Consider the following 20,346-nt stretch of genomic DNA (forward strand, 5'->3'; position numbering starts at 1 on the left):
GCACCGAACCGACTCCGCGAGGCGTCAGAGGTACCGCTCGGTGCGTGAGCGCAGCGACCTCGGTACGACGAAGCGATCGCCGTATCGCGCCCGCAGCTCGTCGGCTCGATGCACGAATCCCTGCAGCCCGCCGTCGAACTGATTGACGAACTGCAGCACCCCGCCGGTCCAGGCGGGATAGCCGATGCCGAGGATGGAGCCGATGTTCGCATCGGCGACCGTGCGTAGAACTCCTTCGTCCAGGCATGCGACCGAGTCCAGAGACTGTGCGATCAACATGCGATCCATCATGTCCTCGAACGGAATTCCGTGATCGGGGCGGTGGTAGTGCTCCACCAGGCCCGGCCACAGCCCCGCCTTGGTGCCGTCCTCGGCGTACTCGTAGAAGCCGCGCCCACCCTTGCGGCCGGGCCGATCGAACTCGTCGACCAGTCGATCGACGAGGGCATACGAGTTCGAGACGATCCACGGTCGACCGTCGGCGCGGGCGGCCTGCGCCATGCCCTCACGGATGTGCCGGGACAGGGTCAACGAGATCTCGTCCATCAGTGCGAGCGCACCGGACGGGTACCCGGCCTGGAGCGCAGCCTGCTCGACGGTGGCGGGGTGCACGCCCTCGGCCACCAACGAGATCGCCTCGTCCATGAATCGGCCGATGACGCGGGTGGTGAAGAAGCCGTGACTGTCTCCGACGACGATCGGCGTCTTGCCGATCAGCCGGACGAAGTCGAACGCGCGAGCCAGAGCGGAGTCGCTTGTGTGTTCTCCCACAAGGATTTCCACCAACGGCATCTTGTCCACTGGGGAGAAGAAGTGAGTGCCGATGAAGTCCGAGGTGCGTGAGACTCCCGTCGACAGCTCGGTGATGGGCAGGGTCGAGGTGTTCGAGCACAGCAATGCGTCGGCGGTCAGATACTTGTCGACGGCCTCGAATGCACCCTGTTTGACGGCGGGATCCTCGAACACGGCCTCGACGACCAGATCGCACCCCTCGGCATCGGCCGCGTCGGAACTGGGTGTGATCAGTGCGAGCACCGCATCGGCGTCGGCCTGGGTCGTGCGCCCCTTCGCGACGGCCTTGCCGAGAATCGAACGCGCGTAATCCTTTCCACGCTCCGCAGATTCGATCGAGACATCACGCAGTACGACGGGGACCTCGGCCGAAGCGACAACGTAGGCGATGGCGGCACCCATCATCCCGGCTCCGATCACCAGCACCTTCTCGGGTACCCGGTGCGGTTCGGCGCTCGGACGAGAGCCGCCCTTGTTGATGGATCCGAGATCGAAGAACATCGATTGGATCAGATTGCCCGAGACCGGACCGCAGGCGAGTGCCGTGCAGTGTCGGGTTTCCACGAGCGATGCCGACTCGAAGTCGAGCACCGATCCCTCCACGGCCGCAGCAACCACCGCGATCGGAGCCGGCATGGGTGCACCCTTGACCTGCTTGCGTACCGTGGCTGCGAAGGCAGGGAGCTGCGCAGCCAACGCGGGTGAGGCCGCGGTGCCGCCGGGGATCCTGAATCCCTTCTTGTCCCAGGGCTGTACTGCGTCGGGATTCGCTGCTATCCACGCACGGGCTGCCGCCATCATCTCGTCCTCGGTCTCGACGATCCTGTCGATCAGTCCGATCTCGAGTGCCTTGGCCGGCCTGTAGCGTTGTCCCTGGCCCACCACCTGTGTCAGTGCGCCGACGATTCCGAACATCCGCACCGTTCGGGTGACGCCGCCCGTGCCAGGGAGCAGACCGAGGGTCACCTCGGGAAGGCCGAACCGAGAGTTGCTTCTGTTCAGTGCAATTCGGTGATGGCAGGCCAGCGCGATCTCGAAGCCGCCACCGAGCGCGGTGCCGCCGAGTGCAGCCACGACAGGCTTGCCCAGCTTTTCGAGCCGACGGAATTTGTCCTTGGTGAAATCGAGGGCATCGGCGATACGTGCGTGGTCTGCGGGGCCCGCGTCGCGCAACAACTCGAGGTCACCACCGGAGAAGAACGAAGCCTTTCCCGAGGTGATGATGACGCCGTCGAATGCGTCTCGATTGGCCTCGAGCCAGTCGACGGTCCGACCGAGCGATTCACCGAACGCGGCGTTCATGGTGTTGGCCGACTGCGTCGGGTCGTCGATCGTCACCACGAGTACGCGGTCGGTGCCGATCTCGCCGGTGATCGTGGAAGTCTTCAGTGCCGCAGAGCTGTTCATCGTTTCCTCGGGTCGTTGTTCGAGCGCGGGGGTGGTCACAGGCGCTCGATGATGGTGGCGACGCCCATTCCGGCACCGATGCAGAGCGTGATCAGCGCGTAGCGCGCGCCCCGGCGTTCGAGCTCGTCGAGAGCCATTCCGGTGAGCATCGCTCCCGTCGCGCCCATCGGGTGGCCCATCGCGATCGCGCCACCGTTGACGTTGATGCGATCGTGGTCGACGTCCAGCTTCTTCGCGTAGTTGAGCACCACCGAAGCGAATGCCTCGTTGACCTCGAACACCGCGATGTCGTCGAGAGTGAGCCCCGCTGCGGCCAATACCTTGTGGGTGGCCGGCACCGGGCCGGTGAGCATCAGCGTGGGGTCCGATCCGGCGACGACTCCGGCCACGACGCGTCCGCGTGGGGTCAATCCGCCTGCGCGACCGGCCTCTTCGGAGCCGATCAGCACCATCGCGGTACCGTCGACGATGCCGGAGGAGTTGCCGGCGTGGTGCACGTGATCGATGCGCTCGACCTCGGTGTACTTCTGCATCGCGACGGCGTCGAACCCGGCGAGCGAACCCATCTGTGCGAACGACGGTTTGAGGGCGGCGAGGTCGGCCGTGGTGGTCTCGGGGCGCATGATCTCGTCGTGATCGAGCATCAGCCGGCCGTTCGAGTCGAAGACCGGGACGACCGACTTCTCGAAGTGGCCCATCGACCAGGCATGCGCCGCTCGCTGCTGGCTGCGCACCGCGAAGGCGTCGACCTCGTCGCGGTCGAACCCTTCGATCGTCGCGATGAGGTCTGCACTGACTCCCTGCGGAACGAAGTAGCTGCCGTAATTGGTCAGTGGGTCACACGGCCACGCGCCGCCGTCCGCCCCGAGCGGGACACGAGACATCGATTCGACGCCGCCGGCCACGATGAGCCGATCCCAGCCGGACCGAACACGTTGCGCCGCAGTGTTGACGGCCTCGAGACCCGATCCGCAGAAGCGGTTGAGCTGAACGCCGGCGACACTGTCGGGCAGTCCGGCCCCCATCGCAACGGTGCGGGCGATGTCGCATCCCTGGTCGCCGACCGGGGTGACGACACCGAGCACGACGTCGTCGATCAGGGCGGGATCGAGCTGCGAGTGTCGAGAGAGCAACGTGGACAACGTGTTCGCGGCCAGATCGACCGGTTTGATGGTGTGCAGTGAGCCGGAGCTCTTACCACGGCCACGTGGGCTGCGCACTGCGTCGTAGAGGAATGCCTCCATGGTGGTGGCCTTTCTAGAGCGAGCGGGAAATGAGGTCTTTCATGACTTCGTTGGCGCCGGCGTAGATGCGCGCGATGCGGCCGTCGACGAACATGCGGGCGATGGGGTATTCCTCCATGTAGCCGTACCCACCGAAGAGCTGCAGGCACCGGTCGACCACCTCGAACTGTCGGTCGGTGGTCCAGTACTTGACCATCGCGGCCGTGGTGACGTCGAGTGTGCCCGAGATGTGCTGTGCCATGGCGTCGTCGACGAAGGTGCGCACGACGCGGCCGATGGTGGCGCATTCGGCGAGCTCGAACTTGGTGTTCTGCAGGTCGAACAGTGTCTTGCCGAACGCGCTGCGCGACTTGGTGTATTCGACTGTCTGCGCGACGGCGGCGTCGATCATCGCAGCGGCGGCGATGCCGCAGATCAGGCGTTCCTGGGGGAGTTGCTGCATCAACTGCGCGAAGCCGCGACCCTCTTGACTTTCCTGGTCGTTCCTGCCGGCTCCACTCCCGCCCCCGAGGAGGTTCGTGGCAGGGATGCGGAGGCCGTCGAAGGTGAGTTCGGCTGTGTCCTGGCCCTTCTGGCCGATCTTGTGCAGCACGCGCCCGCGGTGGAAGCCGTCGGTGTCGTCGGAGACCTCGGCGACGAGCAGTGACAGTCCCCGGGCTCCGGCGGACGGATCGGTCTTGGCGGCGATGATGATCAGATCGCAGTGAGCTCCGTTGGAGATGAACGTCTTTCCGCCGGTCACGACGTAGTCGTCGCCGTCGCGCACTGCACGGGTGGTGATGCCCTGCAGATCCGAGCCGGTGCCCGGTTCGGTCATGGCGATGGCACCGATCCACTCTCCCGAGCAAAGCTTCGGCAGCCACTGCTGCTTCTTCTCCTCGGACGCGTAGGCCAGGATGTAGTGCGGAACGATGCCGCTGTGCACGCCGAGCTGCATGGCCGAGTCACCCGAGCGGACCTGTTCTTCGAACAGCACCGCCTCGTGACGGAAGTCGCCGCCGCCTCCGCCGTACTGCTCGGGTACCGACATGCCGAGCAGTCCGAGGCTGCCCGCGGTGCGGTAGACCTCGCGGCTGGGGCGTCCGGCTGCCGCGAATTCCTCGCGGTGCGGCGCGACCTCCTTCTCGAAGAATCCTCGGGCGAGCTGTCGCACGTCGGCGAGCTCGGTAGCGAGGTCGCCGGAGGTGCGGTCTGCGAGTGCAGTCATGGTGGGTCCTTGGCTCGAAGCGCATCCGTGGTTTGTTGGCGCTGTGCCAATTATGATGGCGCGACGGTGTCGTGGATGTCAACCAAGGGTGCTGCCCGAGCTGCCGAACTCGAAGTTATGGACGGATTCGGGTCAGAATTCATCCATAACTTCGAGCTCGGCGGGGAGTTCTCTAGCCGTCGACCGAGCGCAGCAGCGCCACGTCCGAGACGAGTCGGATGTGGTCGGCCATTGCCCGTCCTGCCTCGGCCGGATCCTGATTGCGGACGGCCTCGGCGATGCGGCGATGATGCTCGAGCGAGGCCTGGGGGCGGTTGGACTGCGACAGCGACTCGATGCGGGTCTCGCGAATCAGCTCGGCGATTTCGCCCATCAGGCGAGCGAGCAGCGGTGAGTGCGCGGCCTCGGTGATGGCGTGATGGAACAACTCGTCGCCGGAGTCTCCTCGATCGCCGTCGGTGATCTCGGTGGCCATCACGGACACGGCGTGGTCGATGGCCGCCATCTCGTCGTCGCTGCGACGCGTTGCGGCCAGTTCGGCGAGCTTGACCTCGAGTGCCTCACGGGCCTCGATCACTTCGGGAAGACGGTCGGCGTGTTCGCGCAGGGCGCGAATTGCCATGTCTCCCACGGGTCGTCGCACGAGCACTGCGCCGTCGCCGTGCCGGACCGACAGGATGCCCTGCACTTCGAGGGCGACGAGGGCCTGACTCAGCGATGCACGGCTGACTCCCAGATGCCCGGCCAGTTCACGCTCGGGGGGAAGTCGATCGCCAGGGTTCATATCGCGGTCGGCGATGTGCCTGCACAGCTGTTCGACGATGACCTCGTACAGCCGTGGTCGGGTCACGGGGCGAATTTGCTCAGCCACTGTGTCACTCGCTCTCTGTTCCTCTGGACCTCCACCCTAGCCGCCGTCGCAGCAGTAACGGCAGACACAGTTGGGGTTGACAAGTGATCCACTTCACTGGTTGAGTCCCTATTGACTCAGTGGCCAGTCCAATTAGCCACTGGAGATCCTGGGCGACCGCCCGGGTGAGACCACAGACGGACCGGAGACCTTCGATGTCGACCGAGTTGATACCCATCCTTGCGCTCGTCGTCATGTTCCTCGCCGCAACCGTGTTCCCCGTGAACATGGGCGCGTTGGGGTTCGTGGCAGCGTTCTTCGTCGGAACACTTGCCGTGGGCATGGGTGCCGACGACATCATTGCCGGCTTCCCGAGCAGCCTGTTCCTCACGCTCGTCGGAATCACCTACCTGTTCGCCATCGCGCAGAACAACGGCACGGTGGACCTGCTGGTTCGCGGAGCCGTTCGGCTCGTCGGAGGCCGGGTGGCGCTCATCCCCTGGGTGATGTTCGGTATCACCGGCGTCCTGACCTCCATCGGGGCGCTCGGTCCGGCCGCGGTGGCCATCGTTGCCCCGATCGCCCTCGGCTTTGCCGCGCGCTACAAGATCAACGCCCTGCTCATGGGCATGATGGTCATCCACGGCGCGCAGGCAGGCGGATTCTCACCCATCAGCATCTACGGCGTCACGGTCAACAACATCGCCGCCAATGCAGGCCTGGTCAACAGTCCACTCACACTCTTCCTCGGCAGCTTGTTCTTCAACGCCGCAATCGGCGCGCTGCTGTTCATGTTCCTCGGTGGCCGCTCCCTCATCGGACGCAGCGTGCACGACGAGGACGGCACTCGTCCCGACGGTGACACCGGTGGAGTCGGCGGTTCGGGTTCGCGAACGGTCATGCGCGGCTTCGGGGCGTCGACGCCTCGTCCCTCCGGTCAGACGGTCACGGTCGAGAACGCACCGCCCCTGGCCACCGCGGTCAAGGCCATCACCTTCGACCAGATTCTCACGCTCGTCGGCCTCGCCTCGCTGGCTCTGTTCGCGCTAGTGCTCGACCTCGACGTCGGCTTCATCGCGATGACGGTGGCCGTGATCCTCGCTCTCGCATCGCCCAAGGCGCAGAAGGGCGCGATCAACCAGATCAGTTGGTCGACGGTGCTGCTCATCGGTGGTGTGCTCACGTTCGTCGGCGTGCTGCAGGAAGCCGGAACCGTCGAATACGTCGGCGATTCGGTCGCCAACATCGGCATCCCGCTCCTGGTGGCGCTGCTGCTCTGCTACATCGGTGCCATCGTCTCGGCCTTCGCGTCGTCCACCGCGATCCTCGGCGTCACCATTCCGCTTGCTGTTCCGTTCCTGCTCGCCGGTGAAGTAGGGGCCATCGGAGTCATCGTGGCTCTGTCCATCGCTTCGACCATCGTCGACGTCAGCCCGTTCTCCACCAACGGAGCCCTGGTGCTCGCCAACGCCCAGGACATCGACCGGGATGTGTTCTACAAGCAGATCCTCAAATACAGCGCCCTGGTCGTGGTCATCGGTCCGCTGATCGCCTGGGGATTGCTGGTGGTACCCGGCTGGATGTAGCCGTACGGCAGCTCGACTTCCCTGATCGATGATGGCGGCACGTGTACTCGGCGTGCCGCCATCACGCGTCTGAGCTGAGCAAAGGCCCGTAAATCGTTACTTGACTTCTCCGTGGTTCGCTGGTCCAATGGAATTGGCTAGGCCACTGGCCCAGTAATCCAATCGGACTTCGGGTCCGGCTCCCACCTCGCTTCGACGTAAGGATCAATTCGATGCCCCTCAACACGACAGGCAGAACCGGACCGCTCGAAGGCACCGTGGTGGTCGATCTGACCCGCGCCTTGGCCGGTCCGCACGCGGCGATGATGCTCGGCGACCTCGGCGCGGACATCATCAAGGTCGAGACCCCCAAGGGCGGCGACGACACCCGGGTCTGGGGTCCCCCCTTCGTCACTCCGCGCGATGCCGAACGTGAGTCGACGTACTTCCTCTCGGCCAACCGCAACAAGCGGTCCATCGCACTCGATCTCAAGACCGACGACGGCCGAGAAGCGTTGGAGCACATGATCGAACGAGCAGACGTGCTGCTCGAGAACTTCCGCACCGGAGTGCTCGACCGCCTCGGCTTCTCGCCGGAGCGCATCGCCGAGATCAACCCGCGCACGGTCGTGCTGTCGATCAGCGGATTCGGCTACGACGGACCCGAGGGCGGCCGCTCCGGTTACGACCAGATCGCCCAGGGTGAGGCCGGATTGATGTCGTTCACCGGCTCCGGTCCCGAGGACGTCCAGCGCGTCGGAGTTCCCATTGCAGACCTGCTGGCCGGAATGTACGGAGCCTTCGGCGTTCTCGCCGCACTACGTGAACGCGACCGCACCGGACGCGGCAAGGTCGTCCGCACCTCCCTGCTTGCCAGCGTCGTCGGAGTGCATGCCTTCCAGGGCACCAAGTGGACCGTCGCCGGCGAGGTCGGCGCGGCTCAGGGCAACCATCACCCGTCGATCTGCCCGTACGGATTGTTTCCGACATCGGATGGCGCAGTGCAGATCTCCGTGGGCAGCGAGGGCCTGTGGCATCGCTTCTGTGAGGGCTTCGGTATCGACCCCGATCTCGAAGGCATGGCCACCAACCCGCAGCGCGTCGACAGTCGCGACGACGTCATCGAGCTCGTCTCCAAGATCTTCCGCACCTACGAGACCGAGCCGCTCCTGACTCTCCTCGACGAGATCGGTGTTCCCGCAGGCAAAGTGCGAAATGTACAGGAAGTGTACGAGTGGGAGCAGACCAAATCTCAAGGCCTGCTGGTGGACGTCGAGCACGCGACTCTCGGCACGGTCACTCTGCCGGGGCCGCCGCTGCGCTTCTTCGAATCCGACGGCACCGAAGTCACCGAAACCAATCACCTGGCACCACCGGTACTGGGTGCCGACGACGAACTCGTCCGCGACTGGCTGAAAGAAGCGATCCGATGACCAGAATGACCGCCCTCGAACTGCTCGATCTGGTGATCGATCCCGGCAGCTTCGACTCCTGGGACACCCCGACCGCGGACTACGTCATCGACGACCAGTACGCGAGCGAACTCGCGGCGGCCCGTGAGAAGACCGGTCTCGACGAGTCCGTCCTCACCGGCTCGGCGACCATTCGGGGCCGCAAGGTCGCAATCCTGCTCGGCGAGTTCGCATTTCTGGCAGGCTCGATCGGGGTTGCGGCGGGTGAACGGCTCGTCACTGCCGTGCACCGGTCGACGGACGAGCGGCTGCCGCTGCTCGCGTTGCCGACCTCCGGCGGAACCCGCATGCAGGAGGGCACCGTCGCGTTCCTGCAGATGGTCAAGATCACCGCCGCGATCACTGCGCACAAGGCGGCGAACCTGCCGTACATCGTCTACCTTCGGCACCCCACCACCGGTGGAGTCTTCGCGTCCTGGGGATCGCTCGGACACGTCACCGTCGCCGAGCCCGGTGCCCTCGTCGGCTTCCTCGGGCCTCGCGTCTACGAGGCTCTCTACGACGCGAAATTCCCCACGGGCGTGCAGACGTCGGAGAACCTCCAGGCCCACGGGCTCATCGATGCCATCCGCCCGCCCGAGCAGCTCGGCGAAATCGTCGATCGGGCGCTGCGCATCATGACCGACATCCCGTCGTGCCGGCCACGTACCGTCGAGGCGCTCGAATGGACGATCGAGGACGTGCCTGCGTGGACGTCGATCCTGGCCTCCCGTAGGAACGATCGGCCCGGCGTGCGCGAGTTGCTGTTCAGTACTGCAGCAGATGTGCTGCCGCTCAACGGAACCGGGCAGGGGGAATCGGATCCTGGCCTGATTCTGGCTCTCGTGCGGTTCGGCGACATGCCATGCGTACTGCTCGGGCAGGATCGACGTGGGCAGACGACCAAGACACCGCTCGGTCCCGCAGCGCTTCGCGAGGCCCGACGCGGTATGCGTCTGGCACAGGATCTCAAGCTTCCGCTCGTCACCGTCATCGACACCGCGGGCGCAGCGCTGTCGAAGGAGGCCGAGGAAGGTGGCCTGGCCGGCGAGATCGCTCGGTGCATCGCAGACATGGTCGACCTCGAAACCCCGACGCTGTCGTTGCTGTTGGGACAGGGGACGGGCGGGGGCGCCCTCGCGCTGGTGCCCGCCGATCGCGTTCTCGCTGCTCAGCACGCGTGGCTCTCGCCGCTGCCGCCCGAGGGTGCGTCGGCCATCGTGCATCGCGACACCGCCCATGCCGCGGAGATGGCCACCAAGCAAGGAGTGCGCTCGCTCGATCTCTTCCGCGCCGGTGTCGTCGACATCATCATTCCCGAGCTGCCCGACGCGGCCGACGAATCGCAGCAGTTCTGTGATCGGGTGGGTGCGGTGCTGCACCGTGAGCTCGCCGACCTGATCGCCCAGGATCCGTCGATGCGGATGATCGCCCGCGAGAAGCGTTTCAACAGAATCGGCTTCGCGGCTGCCGCGGTCTGATGCCCGCCGAACTCGAAGTTGTGGATGACTTTCGGCCGGAGTTCGTCCATAACTTCGAGCTCGGCGATGACCGGGGAGGCTATCGTCGTGCAGGTGGCAGGCAATGCGCGGGATCCGGGGGTCTCGGTGGCCTCGCGGCTGCTGGCGTTGCTCGGCGTGTTCGACGAGAAGACACCTGCGTTGACGTTGACCGAATTGGCAGACGGCGCAGGTCTTCCCATCGCCACGGCTCACCGCTTGGTGCACGAGCTTCTCGACTGGGGAGCACTCGTTCGCGGCGACGACGGTCGGTTCGTGGTGGGGCGTCGGCTGTGGAAGCTGGGGCTGCTGGCCCCGGATCAGTCCGACCTGCGCGAGATCGCGTCGCCGTTCCTGCACGATCTCTACGGAGCCACGCTCGCCACGGTGCATCTGGCCATTCGTGACGGCGACGAGGTGCTCTACCTGGACAGGTTGGCCGGACACGCGTCGGTGCCCGCGATCAGCCGGGTCGGAGCCCGCCTGCCGCTGTACGCGACCGGAGTCGGAAAGGTGTTGTTGGCCCACGCCCCGCGCGAGGTGCACGATCGCGTGCTCGGGAACTTGGCCCGCATCACCCCGTACACGGTGACTCACCCGGGAAAGTTGGACGGCGAACTACGCCGAGTGCATCGCGAGCGGTACGCGCAGACGGTCGAGGAGATGACGCTGGGGGCGTGTTCGGTGGCCGTACCGGTCCGCGGCGAAGGCGAGGCAGTGGTGGCCGCGCTGGGAATCGTGGTTCCGAGCATCGGCCGTGATCGAGCCAGACTGGTTGCAGCTCTGCAGGTTGCAGCCCGAGGAATCGAGCGAAGTCTGCGGGGGTGAAGATCGCCTTTTCACTGAGTGGAAACGACTTCTTGTTCCCGGCCCGAACGCGCGGTGTACTCGATACATGCGTACACAGGTCGCCATCATCGGTGCAGGGCCCGCGGGTCTGTTGCTGTCCCACCTACTCGGGGAGCAGGGAATCGACTCCGTTCTGATCGAGTCGCGTACGCAGCAGTACGTGCTCTCACGAATCCGCGCAGGAATCCTCGAACATTCGACGGTCCAGCTGCTCGACGACCACGGCTTGGGTGAGCGGTTGCATCGCGAAGGGCACGAGCACCGCGGAATCTATCTGCAGTGGCCGGAAGAGCGCCACCACATCGACTTTCGCGACCTGGTGGACCGAAGCGTGTGGGTGTACGGGCAGACCGAGGTGACGAAGGATCTCGTTGCGGCCCGCGAGAAGGCCGGTCAGCAGATCTACTACGACGTCTCCGACACCGCGTTGCACGACGTGGAGTCCGACGCTCCGTACGTCACGTTCACCGACGCGTCGGGAACGTCGATGCGGATCGACGCCGACGTCATCGCCGGATGCGACGGTTCCTTCGGTCCGAGCCGGGCGGCGATGCCGGATTCGGTGCGCAACACCTGGGAGCGAACGTATCCCTACTCTTGGCTCGGGGTGCTGGCCGACGTCGCACCCTCGACCGACGAGCTCATCTATGCCTGGCATCAGGATGGATTCGCGATGCACTCGATGCGATCGTCGACGGTCAGCCGGCTGTATCTGCAGGTTCCGAACGGCACCGACATCGCCACCTGGTCCGACGAGCGGATCTGGGATGCGTTGGCACGCAGGCTCGGTCACGGTCAGGACGGCTGGGAGCTGACACCGGGGCCGATCACCGAGAAGAGCGTGCTGCCGATGCGCAGCTACGTGCAGACGCCGATGCGACACGGCAAACTCTTCCTTGCCGGCGATGCCGCGCACATCGTGCCGCCGACCGGAGCGAAGGGCCTCAACCTCGCAGTTGCCGACGTGGCACTGCTGGCCCCGGCGCTGACATCGTTGCTGGGCAAGAGCGACTCCCGTGCCGCCGATGCCTACAGTGACGACGCACTTCGACGCGTCTGGCGATGCACGCACTTCTCCTGGTGGATGACGACGATGTTGCACACCGGCGACGATCCGTTCGATACGCAGTTGCAGCTCTCGCAACTGAAATGGGTGGCCTCCAGCGAGGCCGGGGCCACGGGGCTGGCGGAGAACTACGCGGGACTGCCGATCGGATTCTGAGCCCTCGGCGGCGATCGCTGCGGCCGGCCCCTCGTTCGTTACCCTTGCGGAACAGCGAGAGAAACAGGGTAATTCACAGTGTCTGATATCGACGTGACCTCGGCGCGTACGACCACCGCGGTACGGGCCACCTATATCGCGTTCATCGGAGCCGGCTTCGCATTCGCCAGCTGGGCGTCGCGCATCCCTCAGGTCAGGGATCGTCTCGAGCTCACGTCGTCCCAACTCGGAATCGTGCTGCTGGCCATCGCGGTCGGGTCGTTGCTCGCCCTGCCGCTGTCCGGCATCATCATCAACCGCTTCGGGTCTCGGCTCACGGTAACTGTGATGTCTCTCGTCCTCGCGGCCGGTCTGACCGTCATCTCCACCGGCTATCTCGTTGGTGTGGTGCCCTTGCTCGTCGGGCTGTTCGTGCTCGGATTCGCCAACGGCGCATGGGATGTTGCCATGAACGTCCACGGCGCAGTTGCCGAACGACGGCTCGGGCGATCGATCATGCCGCGCTTTCACGCGGGTTTCAGCGCGGGCACTGTGGTGGGAGCCCTGATCGGAACACTGATGGTGGTGCTGAACATTTCGGTCACGGTGCATCTGTTGGCGGTCGCAGCCGTGATCGTCGGAGTCATCCCGTGGGGAGTCCGTAACTTTCTGAACGAGTCCGACGCCGAACCCGAACAGCCTGCCGCCGACACCTCGCGGCCGCATGCCCTCGCTCGGTGGAAGGAGCCGCGCACCCTGTTGATCGGCGTCGTGGCCCTGTCGTTCGCGTTTGCCGAGGGCAGCGGAAACGATTGGCTCAACATCGCATTGATCGACGGATACGATGCATCGGCCGTCGCCGGGACCCTGGCGTTCACCACGTTTCTGGTCGCCATGACCGCGGTGCGGTGGTTCGGCAACGGTCTGCTGGATCGGTACGGTCGAGTCGTCGTTCTGCGAGGTCTCGCGGGCGTGTCGGTGGTCGGTGTGCTGTTGTTCGTGCTCAGTCCGATTGTGCCGCTTGCCTTTCTGGGCGCGTTTCTGTGGGGATCGGGCGTCTCCCTCGGCTTCCCGGTTGCCATGAGTGCGGCGGCCGACGAGCCGGCAGCTGCAGCCGCTCGCGTCAGTGTGGTCGCCTCCATCGGATACTTCGCCTTTCTCGGCGGTCCGCCCCTCATCGGATTTCTCGGTGGGCACGGTGACGTGCTTCGCGCGTTGCTGGTGGTCGCTGCGCTCCTGGCGTGTTCGTTGATCGTGATGGGAGCACTGCGACCCCTTGCCGGGTCGAATTCGCGGCACTGATTCCGCTCCGAGGCCGACGTGGCCTCGGATACTGTGGCCGGTATGCGCATCGACGAGTATCGCCAGTACGACGGCCTGGGTCTGGCAGGTCTCGTGGCCGAGGGAGATGTGACACCGCGCGAATTGCTCGATTGCGCACTGGCGCAGGTCGAGTCGATCGATCCGCGGCTCAATGCGGTGGTTCGGGTGATGCGGGAGCAAGCCGACGACCAGTTGACGCGGCCGGTGCAGGGACCCTTCGCGGGAGTGCCGTTCCTGATCAAGGACCTCTCGCAGGATTACGCAGGCCTGCCGACGTCGAGCGGATCGCGTGCGTTGACGGACTTGCCGATGCCGGAGCATTCCACGGTGGTGCAGCGCTGGCTCGATGCAGGCCTGGTGATCTTCGGAAAGACCAACACCCCGGAGTTCGGGGCGAAGGGAATCACCGAACCGGCGGTGCACGGCGCGACTCGAAACCCGTGGGATCGCAGCAGAACTCCCGGTGGATCGTCGGGTGGATCGGCCGCTGCGGTGGCGTCCGGCATCGTCCCGGTGGCGGGAGCCAACGACGGCGGTGGGTCCATCCGTATTCCGGCGTCGTGCTGTGGGCTCGTCGGACTCAAGCCGGGACGCGGACTGGTGCCGTCGGGCCCCACATTCGGCGAACCCATGCACGGGGCAGCGGTGCAGGGCGTCGTGTCGAGGTCGGTGCGCGATACCGCCGCGATGCTCGACGTGTTGGCGGGCGGTGAGGCGACGTCCGACTACCTGCCCGCGCGTCCGGACGGAACGTTCCTGTCCCGAGTGGACAAGGACCCGAAGCCGTTGCGCATCGGAATGTACGCTGTGACATCGGTCAATCCGTCGCCCCACCCGCAGGCCGTCGCCGCGATGGAGTCTGCTGCGAAGGCACTCACCGAGCTCGGTCACACCGTCGAACTTCTCGACGCCCCGCCCTACGACGACGCGAATCTCAACCGCGAATTCCTGTTGGCCTGGTTCACCTACCTGGCGTGGGAGATGGACGAGGTGAAGCACAGAACCGGTTGCGGCGACGACAGATTCGAGCGGGACACCCGCATCATGGCGGCGCTGGGCAGATCCGCCAGCGGTGTCGACTACCTGGAAGCAGTGGAAGGTCGCCATGTGCACGTGCGTGCGCTGGCCACCTTCTTCGAGACCTACGACCTGCTGCTCACGCCCACTGTCGCGGAGCTCCCCCCGAAGATCGGTGCCTTCGATCTCGCGAAGCCGTTGGAGCTGGCATCGGAGTTGTTGCTGCGCAGCCGAACTGCAGGAATTCTGCGCTACACCGGCATCGTGGATCAGATGATCGACGACAACATCTCGTGGATTCCCTACACGCAGCTGGGAAACGTCACCGGGCGTCCGGCGCTGTCGGTTCCCGTGCACTGGACCCCCGAGGGTCTTCCGATGGGCGCGCACTTCACCGCACCGCTCGGCGGCGAGGCATTGCTCGTCCAACTGGCCGGACAGTTGGAGCGAGCCGTGCCGTGGGCCCACCGCTACGCCGACATCGGTTAGCGGGTCGCTCCGAGCAGAGCCTTTCCGAGGATGCCCGACGGCCGTTGCCGCACATGGCCGTCGACGATGTCGACGACTCCGCCTGCCCACTCGGGATCGGTGTCGGCGGCAGCCTGGGGATCGGCGTGGGCATCGGTGCCCTCCTCGGCGGTGACGGTGATCGAACGTTCCAGGGCCTCTCGGACGCTCATCAGCGACGTACCGGGGTCGGCGAACACCTCCGTTGCCGCGTTCCCGCGGCGCACCACCATGTCGTGAGTGAGGCTGTCGACCAACGAGATCACCGTGCCGGCAGGCATGGCGGTGATCTTGGCGACGGCGCGCCCCACCAGACCGGTCGGCAACAACGGCACCGGAATCTGTACGCGACGCAGACCGGCGACGCTGCCGTACGCCTGCAGCAGCTCGGGATAGCTCATCGTCTCGGTTCCGCCGATGTCGAACGTTCCCGGGCGTGCGGTGTCGCCGAGAGCACGGGCGATGATGGCCACCACGTCGACGACGGCGATGGGCTGCACCTGCCTGCGCATCCACGTCGGAATGGGCGTGAGCGGCAGACGCTCGGTCATCCGTCGCACCAACTCGAACGAGGTCGATCCCGAACCGAGGATGATCGCCGCCCGCAGTGCGGTGGCGTCGACGGAACTGTCGAGGAACGTCTCCTCGACCTGCAGGCGGGAGCGCAGGTGATCCGAGAGCGGCGTGCCGTCGTCGGGAATGAGTCCGGAGAGGTAGACGATCCGGCGCACACCGTTGCGTTCGGCCGCGGCGGCCATGGCCTGCGCGGCATGCCGATCCTTTTCGACGAAATCGCCCTCGTCCATCGAATGCACGAGGTATACGACCGCGTCGACATTCTCGGTCGCGGTGTCGAAGGTCTCGTGCTCGTCGAGGTCGAAGTGCACGGCGGTGACGTGAGCGCCCCAGGCGAAGCGCGATTTCTTGCTCGGATCGCGCATTGCGGCGTGCACGTGGTGACCCTGTTCGAGGAGGACCGGGATCAGCCGAGACCCGATGTATCCGGTTGCGCCGGTGACCAGCACTCGCATGAGTTTCTCGTTTCTGTAGACACAGGCAATACCCGGTCGGAGCGGTCTCACTCCCCGGTGTCGGAGGCAGATGGCAGACTGTGCGGGTGAGTGCACGTATCAGGAACAACGTCAGGGTCGTGGGGGCTGTCGACGGGCCCGTGGTGATGCTGGCTCACGGCTTCGGTTGCGACCAGACGCTGTGGCGTTCGGTGACCGATATCCTGGCTCCGAATTTCTCGATCGTGCTCTTCGATCACGTCGGGTCGGGAGCGTCGGACCCCTCGGCGTGGGATGCCGACAAGTACGCGCCGCTGGACGCCTACGTCGATGACATCGTCGACATAGTCCGGGAACTCGGCCTCCGTGACGTCACGTTCGTCGGTCATTCGGTGGCGTCGATGATGGGTGTTCTCGCGGTCCAGGCGGCTCCCGAGTTGTTCGGCAAGCTCTTTCTCCTGACGCCGTCCCCCCGGTACATCGACGACGGTGACTATCGCGGCGGATTCAGCCGCGAGGACATCGACGAGTTGCTCGAGTCGTTGGACAGCAACTATCTGGGATGGTCCGCATCGATGGCACCGATCGTGGTGAACGCACCGGATCGGCCGGATCTCGAGAACCTGTGGACCGCGAGCTACTGCCGGTCCGATCCCGAGTGCGCACGGGTGTTCGCCCGCACCACCTTCCTGTCCGACAATCGTGCTGACCTGGCCGGGGTGGCCCTGCCCACGATGATCGTCGACTGCGCGCGGGATTCGCTGGCACCGCCTCAGGTCGGCAGATACGTCCACGAGCACATCGCAGGCAGCACTCTGAAGACCCTCGACGCCAGCGGGCACTGCCCGCACGTCACTCAGCCCGAACAGACCGCCGAGGCGATTGCGACCTTCGTGAGATCGTCGTGATTCACGAACTCGACATCGAGGACCTGTACGAGAACGCGCCATGCGGTTACCTCTCGGTTCTCCCGGACATGCGGATCGTGAGACTGAACTCGACGCTGGCGAACTGGCTGGGCTTCGACGTCGACGCCTTGATCGGTACCGACTTCACTCAACTCCTCACCGCCGGTGGCCGGATCCACTACGAGACCCATTTCGGTCCGATTCTGCGGATGTACGGCCAGCTCGACGGCATCGCGATCGACTTCGTGACGTCCGATCGGCGTCGGCTGCCCGTGTTCATGACCGCGAACGTCAAGACCGACGAGAAGGACACGCCGGTACTGATTCGCATCACCGCGCTCGACGCCAGGGACCGTCGCACCTACGAACGCGAGTTGCTCGAGTCTCGAACGCGAGCGGAGCTGCTGGCGAAGACACTGCAGCGGTCGCTGCTCCCTCCTGCCCTGCTGCCGCCGTCGGGAATGACCGCCGCCGCGCACTATCACGCGGCATCGAGCGATGAGGTGGGTGGAGATTTCTACGACCTGTTCCCGCTGTCGGACGACCGCTGGGGATTCTTCCTCGGCGACGTGTGCGGCAAGGGTGCGTCGGCCGCAGCCGTGACGTCGTTGACGCGGTACACCCTGCGCGCGGCAGCGGTGTACGACCACGACCCGGTAGCTGTTCTGCACAATTTGGATTCGGTTCTGCGGCAGGAGTTCCGCGAGAACGATGCGCAGTTCTGCACTGCGGTGTTCGGGGTGCTCAGCCGCTCGGCCGGTGGATTCTTGGTGTCGATGGCCAGCGGCGGTCATCCGCCTCCGCTGGTGATGCGGGCCGACGGCAGCGCGCACTACGTCCACATGACGGGTGGGCAACTCGTCGGAATTCTGCGTGCCGCTCGCTTCGTGCCTGCCACCGTGACATTGAGCGCAGGCGAGACCCTGATGCTCTACACCGACGGCCTCACCGAGGCGCGGGTGGGCACCGGTCGATACGACGACGAGGGCGCGCTGCTCGAGTTCGCGAACGCCCACGCCCCGGCGACGCCCGCGATCATCGTCGAGAATCTGCGAGTCCTACTGAACAGCTTCGGCGACGGATTGGCCGACGACGCAGCAGTGATGGCGCTCGGAGTGTCGTCAGTCGAGGGCGGCGAGGGCTGACGCCAGATCGGCGTGCAGCGCGAATTCCTGATCGAGACCCATCAGTTTGATCGGGCGGCTGGTGGTCGGCCCATCGGCGACGACCGAGAACGCGACGGTGTCCCCGTGATCCTTCTGGGTCGTTGCCAGCACGGTCATGGCCGCCGAGGCCAAGAACGAGACCTTGCTCAGATCGATGATCAGTGCAGCGGGCGTGGTGGAAATCTGGGCGTCGATCGCGCTCGACAATGCGGGGGCCGTGGTGACGTCGAGTTCACCGGCGACCGCGATGACGGCCGCGCGGCCGTCGTTGCTGGACTGGATGGAAAATCCGGCGGTGTTCGTATCGGCTGGCATCTGTACTCCTGAATCGTTACCCGCCGCGCTCGTCGACGGGGCATGCGGACCATTCAATCAGTAGGTCCTATTCGAACGTGACCTGCGTTCCTCTGAGTGCTGGAGCGCCGAGCGTCGTCGTCCAGGACGGCACTGCGTCTGGCTCGATCCCCGTGGCCCCGCCGTAGACGACGGCCAGGGTCTGCTGCTCGGTGACCGAGTTCGCGTACGACGCGGGCACGGGGGAGAGCTGAGGAACCGGAAGTGACGGAATGTCCTGTTCGCCGGGGTTTCTCGACGGCACCTGGTACGAGCCGTCGTTGGGGGAGCTGCCCGGGTACTGCGGGAAGTATTCGCCCGACGAGCGGTCGAGCGAGGAGTAGCAGGTCGGTCCACGGTCCTGCTCGAACAATCTCGGCTCGTCCTGGTTCGGTAGGTACCGACCCTTCGGGTTGACGAACGGCATCGAGACGTTGATGCCGGGATACTCGTCGCCGACGCCGGTGACGATCCTGCCGCGTCTGGCACCCTCGGCGAATTGGGCGACGGTGCAGCCGACGGCCGGGGAGAACTCGGCGAACACCTCGAGTGCTTCACGGGAATTCGCGGCCAGCCCGATGATGTCCGCGGAGTTGGCATCGAGGAAGTCGGCGGTGGTGTTGGAGGCGGATGTCAAAGACGCGTACAGCGACTCGAGGGCCGGTCGCTTCTCGACGACGGTATTTCCGGTGGTCCGTAGGTTGTCCAGTGCGTTGATCAACTCGGGAGCCGCATCGGAGTAGGTCTGCGAGAAGTCGGCAAGCCCGCGCAGGTCCTCCTGGATTGCGGGCAACTCGGTATTGAGCCCGGCAAAGATGTTCTCGAGTCTGTCGATCGTGAGGCCGAGTTCCTCGCCGCGTCCGCTCAGGCCCTGGGCGATCGCGCCGAGGGTGTTCGACAGGTCCTCCGGTGGCACCGCCTGGAGCAGCGGCAACAGGCCGTCGAGTACCTGCCCTACCTCGATGGCGTTGCCGCTGCGATCCTGCTTCAGCACGGTGCCCTCGGTGATCGGCGACCCGGGCTTGCCGTCCGGCAACACCAACGCGACGTACCGCTCACCGAACAGTGTCTTCGGCAGCAGTCGCGCGGTGGCGTTCGATGGAATCATCTCGGCCATGTCCGGCTCGATGGCCAACTCCGAGGTGACGACGCCACCGGCCGTCGTCGCCGATCGCACCTCACCGACGATCAGGCCGCGTACCTTGACGTCGGCGTTGCGCGGAAGTGCGTTGCCGACGCTGTCGGTCTCGAGGGAGACCGTCACCACGTCCTTGAACGTCTTGTTGTACGAGGTGACGCTCCACCCCACGAACACGACGATGAGCACGACAAGAGCGATTCCGAGGAGTCGGTTCTGTACCGGCGAGGGGGAGCCGGTCATGCGACCGTGGAAACGACAACAGCAGCCATGTCGCGAACCTTAGTGGTACACAACGTCACACTTACTACCGAAGATAGGTTTGTGAGATGGACCTAGCACTTCGACAGAAATGTGACGGGCACCACTATTTCTCAGTCGGCAATCAAGTGGGGCGAATGGAACCAGCCGCCCTGTCCGCCTTCTCGCTGCCGGCCGATGACGTATGTCCCCGGCGCGATTCCGGTGGCTCCGTGTTCGGGATGAATGAGGTATGCCGTCTGCGAGTTGGTCAGGATGCCCAGGGCCAGACCTCGGACGTCGTGCACGGGGCTGGCCCACGAGCAGACGCCACCATCGGCCACCAGGCTGTGGGGGTTACCGCCTGCGGCGCTGCGCAGTAGTTCGATTCCCGTCAGCGGCACCTTCTCGCGTCGCGTCTGGCCGGTGGGAACGACTATGCCGTCGAGCAGTACGTACGGAACGACGATCAGATCGCCTTGAGCTTGCAGGCCGTCGATGACGGGCACGGAGATCTCCTTGTCGAGATAGTCGAATACGTCGAGGCCGGTGAGGTCGGTCAGTGCGGACAGTGTGATGTTCGAGTTCATGTGAGTCACCTTGTGTGTGTTGTCGGGGGTGTGTGTCGTCGTGGTGTGG

17 protein-coding genes are annotated in these 20,346 nt (G+C 65.2%); 9 read left to right on the forward strand and 8 right to left on the reverse strand.

Annotation, left to right across the window (positions count from 1 at the left end; all coding sequences use genetic code 11):
- Nucleotides 1-24: 24 nt before the first annotated feature.
- The 4 genes from CH251_RS20950 to CH251_RS20965 form a co-directional block, all read right to left on the reverse strand.
- Nucleotides 25-2,199, reverse strand: coding sequence for a 3-hydroxyacyl-CoA dehydrogenase NAD-binding domain-containing protein (locus CH251_RS20950; RefSeq protein WP_094614943.1), 2,175 nt, complete (start codon nucleotides 2,197-2,199; stop codon nucleotides 25-27).
- Nucleotides 2,200-2,234: 35 nt separating this feature from the next.
- Nucleotides 2,235-3,443 (reverse strand): acetyl-CoA C-acetyltransferase, encoded by a 1,209-nt coding sequence (locus CH251_RS20955; protein ID WP_094614856.1) that lies wholly within the window; start codon nucleotides 3,441-3,443, stop codon nucleotides 2,235-2,237.
- Nucleotides 3,444-3,456: 13 nt separating this feature from the next.
- Nucleotides 3,457-4,650, reverse strand: a complete 1,194-nt coding sequence (locus CH251_RS20960) for an acyl-CoA dehydrogenase family protein (protein WP_094614857.1) — start codon at nucleotides 4,648-4,650, stop codon at nucleotides 3,457-3,459.
- A gap of 172 nt (nucleotides 4,651-4,822) precedes the next feature.
- Nucleotides 4,823-5,521: a FadR/GntR family transcriptional regulator gene (locus CH251_RS20965; RefSeq protein WP_094614858.1), complete on the reverse strand. Its 699-nt coding sequence runs from the start codon at nucleotides 5,519-5,521 to the stop codon at nucleotides 4,823-4,825.
- A 194-nt stretch (nucleotides 5,522-5,715) separates the two neighbouring features.
- On the opposite strand from CH251_RS20965, the gene CH251_RS20970 reads away from it, so the two are divergent.
- The 7 genes from CH251_RS20970 to CH251_RS21000 all read left to right on the forward strand — a co-directional run bounded on the left by CH251_RS20970 (nucleotide 5,716) and on the right by CH251_RS21000 (nucleotide 14,894).
- Nucleotides 5,716-7,086 carry an SLC13 family permease gene (locus tag CH251_RS20970; protein ID WP_094614859.1) on the forward strand — a complete coding sequence of 457 codons (1,371 nt, stop codon included), beginning with the start codon at nucleotides 5,716-5,718 and terminating at the stop codon, nucleotides 7,084-7,086.
- A gap of 212 nt (nucleotides 7,087-7,298) precedes the next feature.
- Entirely contained in the window at nucleotides 7,299-8,498 is a 1,200-nt protein-coding gene (locus CH251_RS20975) for a CaiB/BaiF CoA-transferase family protein (RefSeq protein ID WP_094614860.1), read from the forward strand.
- Nucleotides 8,495-9,997, forward strand: coding sequence for a carboxyl transferase domain-containing protein (locus CH251_RS20980; protein WP_094614861.1), 1,503 nt, complete (start codon nucleotides 8,495-8,497; stop codon nucleotides 9,995-9,997). The genes CH251_RS20975 and CH251_RS20980 overlap by 4 nt, the downstream gene beginning before the upstream one ends.
- A gap of 93 nt (nucleotides 9,998-10,090) precedes the next feature.
- Nucleotides 10,091-10,843, forward strand: coding sequence for an IclR family transcriptional regulator (locus tag CH251_RS20985; protein ID WP_094614944.1), 753 nt, complete (start codon nucleotides 10,091-10,093; stop codon nucleotides 10,841-10,843).
- 67 nt (nucleotides 10,844-10,910) lie between these two features.
- Nucleotides 10,911-12,086 (forward strand): 4-hydroxybenzoate 3-monooxygenase, encoded by a 1,176-nt coding sequence (locus tag CH251_RS20990; RefSeq protein ID WP_094614862.1) that lies wholly within the window; start codon nucleotides 10,911-10,913, stop codon nucleotides 12,084-12,086.
- Nucleotides 12,087-12,164: 78 nt separating this feature from the next.
- Nucleotides 12,165-13,367 carry an MFS transporter gene (locus CH251_RS20995; protein ID WP_094614863.1) on the forward strand — a complete coding sequence of 401 codons (1,203 nt, stop codon included), beginning with the start codon at nucleotides 12,165-12,167 and terminating at the stop codon, nucleotides 13,365-13,367.
- 42 nt (nucleotides 13,368-13,409) lie between these two features.
- Nucleotides 13,410-14,894, forward strand: coding sequence for an amidase (locus CH251_RS21000; protein ID WP_094614945.1), 1,485 nt, complete (start codon nucleotides 13,410-13,412; stop codon nucleotides 14,892-14,894).
- On the opposite strand, the gene CH251_RS21005 is transcribed toward CH251_RS21000, so the two are convergent.
- Nucleotides 14,891-15,943 (reverse strand): NAD(P)H-binding protein, encoded by a 1,053-nt coding sequence (locus tag CH251_RS21005; protein ID WP_094614864.1) that lies wholly within the window; start codon nucleotides 15,941-15,943, stop codon nucleotides 14,891-14,893. The genes CH251_RS21000 and CH251_RS21005 overlap by 4 nt on opposite strands.
- A gap of 86 nt (nucleotides 15,944-16,029) precedes the next feature.
- On the opposite strand from CH251_RS21005, the gene CH251_RS21010 reads away from it, so the two are divergent.
- A complete protein-coding gene (locus tag CH251_RS21010) occupies nucleotides 16,030-16,830 on the forward strand; it encodes an alpha/beta fold hydrolase (protein ID WP_094614865.1) in 801 nt (266 codons plus the stop codon).
- Nucleotides 16,827-17,975, forward strand: a complete 1,149-nt coding sequence (locus CH251_RS21015; protein WP_256979206.1) for a PP2C family protein-serine/threonine phosphatase — start codon at nucleotides 16,827-16,829, stop codon at nucleotides 17,973-17,975. The genes CH251_RS21010 and CH251_RS21015 overlap by 4 nt, the downstream gene beginning before the upstream one ends.
- Here CH251_RS21015 and CH251_RS21020 read toward each other — a convergent pair.
- The 3 genes from CH251_RS21020 to CH251_RS21030 form a co-directional block, all read right to left on the reverse strand.
- Nucleotides 17,952-18,311 (reverse strand): STAS domain-containing protein, encoded by a 360-nt coding sequence (locus CH251_RS21020; protein WP_094614866.1) that lies wholly within the window; start codon nucleotides 18,309-18,311, stop codon nucleotides 17,952-17,954. The two genes, CH251_RS21015 and CH251_RS21020, sit on opposite strands and share 24 nt — an antisense overlap.
- 67 nt (nucleotides 18,312-18,378) lie before the next feature.
- The gene (locus tag CH251_RS21025; protein WP_094614867.1) at nucleotides 18,379-19,710 is read right to left on the reverse strand and encodes an MCE family protein; all 1,332 of its coding nucleotides are present in this window, start codon (nucleotides 19,708-19,710) and stop codon (nucleotides 18,379-18,381) included.
- Between the two features lie 131 nt (nucleotides 19,711-19,841).
- Entirely contained in the window at nucleotides 19,842-20,297 is a 456-nt protein-coding gene (locus CH251_RS21030; protein WP_094614868.1) for a hypothetical protein, read from the reverse strand.
- Nucleotides 20,298-20,346: the final 49 nt, after the last annotated feature.

This window comes from Rhodococcus sp. 06-462-5, assembly GCF_002258315.1.
Taxonomy (GTDB): Bacteria; Actinomycetota; Actinomycetes; order Mycobacteriales; family Mycobacteriaceae; genus Rhodococcoides.

What these genes read in the sequence shown, in the direction of transcription:
- CH251_RS20960 (WP_094614857.1), bottom strand. Translation starts at nt 4,650, where the DNA reads ATGACTGCACTCGCAGACCGCACCTCCGGCGACCTCGCTACCGAGCTC.
- CH251_RS20990 (WP_094614862.1), top strand. Translation starts at nt 10,911, where the DNA reads ATGCGTACACAGGTCGCCATCATCGGTGCAGGGCCCGCGGGTCTGTTG.
- CH251_RS20970 (WP_094614859.1), top strand. Translation starts at nt 5,716, where the DNA reads ATGTCGACCGAGTTGATACCCATCCTTGCGCTCGTCGTCATGTTCCTC.
- CH251_RS21005 (WP_094614864.1), bottom strand. Translation starts at nt 15,943, where the DNA reads ATGCGAGTGCTGGTCACCGGCGCAACCGGATACATCGGGTCTCGGCTG.
- CH251_RS20980 (WP_094614861.1), top strand. Translation starts at nt 8,495, where the DNA reads ATGACCAGAATGACCGCCCTCGAACTGCTCGATCTGGTGATCGATCCC.
- CH251_RS20975 (WP_094614860.1), top strand. Translation starts at nt 7,299, where the DNA reads ATGCCCCTCAACACGACAGGCAGAACCGGACCGCTCGAAGGCACCGTG.
- CH251_RS21030 (WP_094614868.1), bottom strand. Translation starts at nt 20,297, where the DNA reads ATGAACTCGAACATCACACTGTCCGCACTGACCGACCTCACCGGCCTC.
- CH251_RS20950 (WP_094614943.1), bottom strand. Translation starts at nt 2,199, where the DNA reads ATGAACAGCTCTGCGGCACTGAAGACTTCCACGATCACCGGCGAGATC.
- CH251_RS21025 (WP_094614867.1), bottom strand. Translation starts at nt 19,710, where the DNA reads ATGACCGGCTCCCCCTCGCCGGTACAGAACCGACTCCTCGGAATCGCT.
- CH251_RS20955 (WP_094614856.1), bottom strand. Translation starts at nt 3,443, where the DNA reads ATGGAGGCATTCCTCTACGACGCAGTGCGCAGCCCACGTGGCCGTGGT.
- CH251_RS21020 (WP_094614866.1), bottom strand. Translation starts at nt 18,311, where the DNA reads ATGCCAGCCGATACGAACACCGCCGGATTTTCCATCCAGTCCAGCAAC.
- CH251_RS21000 (WP_094614945.1), top strand. Translation starts at nt 13,410, where the DNA reads ATGCGCATCGACGAGTATCGCCAGTACGACGGCCTGGGTCTGGCAGGT.